The following is a 5247-nucleotide window of genomic DNA, read 5'->3' on the forward strand; positions in this document are numbered from 1 at the left end:
ACTGGGCGGCCACTCGCTGCTGGCGGTGGCGCTGATCGAGCGCATGCGCCGGGCCGGCGTGCAGACCGACGTGCGTGCGCTGTTCGGCACACCGACCATCGCGGCGCTGGCCGCCGGCGGCGGTGCGGTCGACGTGGTGGTGCCGGCCAACGGCATCGTCGACGGTTGCGCGGCGATCACGCCGGACATGCTGCCGCTGGTGCAACTGAGCCAGCAGGAGATCGACGGCATCGTCGCGGCGGTGCCGGGCGGCGGCGCCAATATCCAGGACATCTATCCGCTGGCGCCCTTGCAGGAAGGGATCTTGTTCCACCACATGATGCAGGGCGAGGGCGACGCCTACATCATGCCGACGCTGATCGAGTTCGACACCCGCGTGCGGCTGGATGGCTTCCTCGGCAGTTTGCAGACCGTGATCGACCGCCACGACATCCTGCGCACCGCGGTGCTGTGGGAAGGCCTGGCCGAACCGGTGCAGGTGGTGCTGCGCTCGGCGCGCATGCTGGTCGAGGAGATCGTCCTGGCGCCGGCCGACGGCGAAATCGCCGCGCAGCTGGGCGACCGTTACGACCCGCACCACTACCGTATCGACGTGCGCCAGGCGCCGCTGCTGCGCGCCTTCCTGTGCGAGGACCGCGCCAACGGCCGCTGGCTGTTGCAACTGCTGACGCACCACCTGGCGATCGACCATACCACGCTGGAAATCCTGGTCGAGGAAATCCGCACCATCCAGCTGGGCCGCGAGGCCGAGCTGCCACGGGCGCTGCCGTTCCGTAACTTCATCGCCCAGGCGCGCCTGGGGGTGAGCCGCGCCGAGCATGAGGCTTTCTTCACGCAGATGCTGTCCGATATCGACGAGCCGAGCGCGCCATACGGCCTGCTGGACGTGCGCGGTGACGGCTCGCGGATCAACGAGGCGGTACTGCGAATGCCGACCGACCTGGCCGGCCGCCTGCGTGCGCAGGCGCGCGCGCAAGGCGTCAGTGCCGCCAGCCTGATGCACCTGGCCTGGGCGCAGGTGCTGGCGCGCCTGTCGGGACGCCGCGACGTGGTGTTCGGCACGGTGCTGTTCGGACGTATGCAGGGCGGCGCTGGTTCCGACCGGGTGCTGGGCATGTTCATCAATACTCTGCCGCTGCGCATCAGCGTCGACAGCCAGAGTGTTGGCCAGAGCGTGCAGGTTGTGCACGCGCTGCTGACGCAGTTGCTGCGGCACGAGCATGCGTCGCTGGCCCTGGCCCAGCGCTGCAGCGGCGTGGCGGCGCAGACGCCGTTGTTCTCGTCGCTGCTGAACTACCGCCATAGCGCGACCGCCATCGGCGGCACGGAGCAGCAGTCCAGCAGCGGCTGGGACGGGGTGGAAATCGTGGGGCAAGAGGAGCGCACCAACTATCCGCTGACCTTGTCGGTGGACGATCTGGGCGAAGACTTCGTCTTGACGGTGCAGGTCGATCAATCGATATCGGCCGAGCGCGTGGGCGCCTATGTCCAGGAGGCTCTGGCACAACTGGTGAACGCGCTGGAAACCCGGCCGGCGGCGGCGCTCGACGCGCTGAACGTGCTGCCGCAGGATGAACTGCGGCTGATGCTGGAGCAATGGAACGCCACGGACGCGGCGCGGGAACCTGAGCTTTGCCTGCATGAGCTGTTCGAGCGCCAGGCGGCGGCGAGCCCGGAGGCGGTGGCCGTGAACGATGAGCGCGACAGCCTGAGCTACCGCCAGCTCAACGAGCGGGCCAACCAGCTGGCGCACCATCTGGCGGCGCTGGGTGTGGCGCCGGACGTGCGGGTGGCGGTGTGCGCCGAGCGCGGCGTGGGCATGGTGGTGGCCTTGCTGGCCATCCTGAAGGCGGGTGGTTGCTACGTGCCGCTCGACCCGGATTATCCGCATGAACGGCTGGCCTACATGCTGGCCGACAGCGCGCCACTGGCGGTGCTGCTCGACGGCGCCGGCCGGCAGGCGCTGGACGGCATCGGCGGCGATGCGCCCCGCATCGACCTGGAGGCGCAGGATGGGCCATGGCGCGCGCAGGCCGTGCACAATCTGGCGCGGGGGGCGCTGACGCCGTCGCATCTGGCCTACGTGATCTACACCTCCGGTTCGACCGGGCAGCCGAAGGGCGCGATGAACGCGCACGCGGGCGTGGTCAACCGCATTGTGTGGATGCAGCAGGCCTACGCGCTCAGCGCGCGGGACGTGGTGCTGCAAAAGACGCCGTTCAGTTTTGACGTATCGGTGTGGGAATTCTTCTGGCCGCTCAGTTGCGGCGCGCGGCTGGTGATGGCCAGGGCGCAGGGACACAAGGACCCGGCGTATCTGAGCGAGACCATCGAACGGGAAGGCGTCACGACGCTGCACTTCGTGCCGTCGATGCTGCAGGTGTTCCTGGAACACGGGCGGTTGAACGCTTGCGGCAGCGTGACGCGGGTGGTGTGCAGTGGCGAGGCCTTGCCGGCGGCGCTGGCGCAGCGCCTGCATGGCGGCCTGCCGGGCGCGCAGCTCTACAATTTGTACGGCCCCACCGAGGCGGCGGTCGATGTCACGGCCTGGACCAGCGTGGCGGGCGATACGCGCGCCATGGTGCCGATCGGGCGGCCGATCGCCAACACCCGCATCTACCTGCTTGATGAGGCGATGCGTCCGGTTCCGCTGGGCGTGGCCGGCGAGCTGTATATCGGCGGCGTGCAGGTGGGGCGCGGTTATCTGCATCGACCGGAACTGACGGCGCAACGCTTCGTTGCCGATCCGTTTGCCGGCGTGGCCGAAGCGAAGCTGTACAAGACGGGCGACCTGGCGCGCTTCCTGGACGATGGCAATATCGAATACCTGGGCCGCAACGACTTCCAGGTCAAGCTCCGTGGCTTCCGCATCGAATTGGGCGAAATCGAGGCGGCGCTGGCCGCCTGCGCCGGCGTGCGCGAGGCGGTGGTGCTGGCGCGCGAAGACCAGCCGGGCGACCAGCGCCTGGTGGCCTACGTGGCGGCCCAGGACGGCATGGAGCTCGACATCGCCGCGCTGCGCGCGCAGCTGGGCCGGACGCTGTCGGAATTCATGGTGCCCGGCGCCTTCGTGGTGCTGGATGAGCTGCCGCTGACGCCGAACGGCAAGCTCGATCGCAAGGCGCTGCCGGCGCCGGACGGCGAGGCCTACGCCGCGCGCGGCTACCAGGCGCCGCAGGGCGAGACCGAAACAACGCTGGCGGCGATCTGGGCCGAGCTGCTGAAACTGGAACGGGTCGGCCGCCACGACAACTTCTTCGAACTGGGCGGCCACTCGCTGCTGGCGGTGGCGCTGATCGAGCGCATGCGCCGGGCCGGCGTGCAGACCGACGTGCGTGCGCTGTTCGGCACGCCGACCATCGCGGCGCTGGCCGTCGGCGGCGGTGCGGGCGACGTGGTGGTGCCGGCCAACGGCATCGTCGACGGCTGCGCGGCGATCACGCCGGACATGCTGCCGCTGGTGCAACTGAGCCAGCGGGAGATCGACGGTATCGTTGCGACGGTGCCTGGCGGCGCCGCCAATATCCAGGACATCTATCCGCTGGCGCCGCTGCAGGAAGGGATCTTGTTCCACCATATGATGCAGGGCGAGGGCGACGCCTACATCATGCCGACGCTGATCGAGTTCGACACCCGGGTGCGGCTGGATGGCTTCCTCGGTAGTTTGCAGACCGTGATCGACCGCCACGACATCCTGCGCACCGCGGTGCTGTGGGAAGGCCTGGCCGAACCGGTGCAGGTGGTGCTGCGCTCGGCGCGCATGCTGGTCGAGGAGATCGTCCTGGCGCCGGCCGACGGCGAAATCGCCGCGCAGCTGGGCGACCGTTACGACCCGCACCACTACCGTATCGACGTGCGCCAGGCGCCGCTGCTGCGCGCCTTCCTGTGCGAGGACCGCGCCAACGGCCGCTGGCTGTTGCAACTGCTGACGCATCACCTGGCGATCGACCATACCACGCTGGAAATCCTGGTCGAGGAAATCCGCACCATCCAGCTGGGCCGCGAGGCCGAGCTGCCACGGGCGCTGCCGTTCCGTAACTTCATCGCCCAGGCGCGCCTGGGCGTGAGCCGCGCCGAGCATGAGGCTTTCTTCACGCAGATGCTGTCCGATATCGACGAGCCGACGCTGCCATACGGCCTGCTGGACGTGCGCGGCGATGGTTCGCGCAGTGGGGAGTCGAGACAGCTGTTGCCCGCCGAATTGGCATTGCAGTTGCGCGCGCAGGCGCGCGCACACGGCGTGAGCGCCGCCAGCCTGATGCACCTGGCCTGGGCGCAGGTGCTGGCGCGCCTGTCGGGACGCCAGGACGTGGTGTTCGGCACTGTGCTGTTCGGCCGCATGCAGGGCGGCGCCGGTTCCGACCGGGTGCTGGGCATGTTCATCAACACGCTGCCGGTGCGCATCAGCACCGGGGCTGGCAGCGTCGCCCAAGGGCTGCGCGGCGCGCACACGATGCTGACGCAGTTGCTGCGGCATGAGCATGCGTCGCTGGCCCTGGCCCAGCGTTGCAGCGGCGTGGCCGCGCAGACGCCGCTGTTTTCGTCATTGCTGAACTATCGTCACAGTGCGGCGGCCGTCGCCGGCGCGGAGCAGCCGGCCGGCAGCGGCTGGGAAGGCGTTGAAATCGTCGGCGGCGAAGAGCACAACAACTACCCGCTGAGCTTGTCGGTGGACGACTTGGGGGAAGGCTTCATGCTGACCGCGCAGGCCGATCAATCCGTGTCGCCAGCGCGGGTATGCAGTTATATGCAGACGGCGCTGGAAAGTCTGGTGGCGCTGCTGGAAACCGCGCCGGAGACGCCCTTGGCGGCAGTGGACGTTCTGGCTGACGCGGAGCGTGATCAGGTTCTGTACGGGTGGAACGCAAGCGACGCCGCCTATCCGTCCGAACTGGGCGTGCACCAGGTGTTCGAACAACAGGTGGCGCTGCGGCCGCAGGCCGTGGCGCTGGTGCACGACCAAAAGACGCTCAGCTACGCGGCACTCAACGCGCAGGCCAACCGCCTGGCGCACCACCTGATCGCGCAAGGCATCGGCGCGGGCGACTGCGTGGCGACCTGCCTGGAGCGTTCGGCCGGGCTGGTCATCGCCCAACTGGCGATCCTGAAGGCCGGCGCGACCTATGTGCCGCTGGACGCGGTGCTGCCGCCGGCCCGCCAGGCGGCGATGCTGGCCGACTGCGGCGCCAGGCTGGTGCTGGCGGCGCGGACGCTGGCGCTGCCGGCGGCGCTGCCGCAGCTGCTGCT

The 5247-nt window shown here is 69.2% G+C and carries 1 protein-coding gene; it reads left to right on the forward strand.

Translation table 11 applies throughout. From position 1 onward, the window contains the following. The coding region (locus KVP70_RS32850; protein WP_217946632.1) for a non-ribosomal peptide synthetase at nucleotides 1-5247 on the forward strand (5247 nt) is incomplete at both ends.

Source organism: Duganella violaceipulchra (assembly GCF_019166075.1).
GTDB lineage: Bacteria > Pseudomonadota > Gammaproteobacteria > Burkholderiales > Burkholderiaceae_D > Rugamonas > Rugamonas violaceipulchra.